We start from the raw sequence: 1014 nt of genomic DNA on the forward strand, positions 1-1014 counted from the left end.
GTCGGTGTCGCGGTGCAGGACGGTGGCGGCGTGCTCGATGACGGCCTGCTGGAGCAGGGCGTGGCGGTGGGTGTCGGTGGTGGCCTCGGCGAGGGCCGCAAGGAGGCTGGGGGTGCCGTCGTCGGGGCGGGGGGTCTCGTTGAGGAGGGGGGTGAAGTAGGTGAGGCGGTCGGCGGCGGGGTGCGCGGTGAGCCAGTGGTGGGTGTCGGTGGGGGTGTAGGTGGTGCGGGGGCGGTCGTGGGCGAGGATGCGGCGCAGGGCGTCCATGCCTTCGCCGGGGCGGATCATGTCGTAGCCGCGTTCTTCCATGAACGCGCCGCGGCCGATTTCGGCCCAGGGTCCCCAGGAGATGCAGGTGGCGGGCAGGTGCTGGGCGCGGCGCCAGGTGGTGAACTCCTCCATCCAGGCGTTGGCTGCGGAGTAGGCGGCCTGTCCGGCGTTGCCGAGGGTGGAGGCGGCCGAGGAGTAGGCGACCCACCAGTCCAGGTCGCAGTCCTTGGTGGCCTGGTGCAGGCGCCAGGTGCCCCAGGCCTTGGGGCGCCAGACGCGGTCGATGAGGCCGGGGGTGAGGGTGGTGAGGGTGGCGTCCTCGATGACGGCGGCGGTGTGCAGCACGCCGCGCAGCGGGTGGCCGGCCGCCGCGATGGCGGCCTGGACGAGGTGGTCGGCGACGTTGGGGTCGGCGATGTCCCCGCGCAGGGCGATCACGTGTGTGCCGGCCGCGTTCAGGCGCTCGATCTCCCGCTCCGCCTCCCGGTCGGGGGCGTGGCGGGAGGCGAGGATGACGGTGCCCGCGCCGTGTTCGGTGAGCCAGCGGGCGGCGAGCAGGCCAAGTCCCCCCAGGCCGCCGGTGATCAGGTAGCTGCCGTCGCCGCGCACCAGGGCAACGTCGTCAGGGTCGACGGGCACGGTGGTGGCGCCGGTGGTGGGCCAGGTCAGGACGAGTTTGCCCATGTGGCGGGCCTGGGCCATGGTGCGGAAGGCCGCCGCGGCCTCGGTCACCGGGTAGGTGGT

Annotated in this window: 1 protein-coding gene; it reads right to left on the reverse strand. The window is 73.9% G+C overall.

From position 1 onward, the window contains the following. Window positions 1–1014: SDR family NAD(P)-dependent oxidoreductase (locus tag ACZ4WV_RS35430; protein WP_465753215.1), on the reverse strand; the 1014-nt coding region annotated here is incomplete at both ends.

This window comes from Kitasatospora sp. NPDC029312 (genome assembly GCF_055569215.1).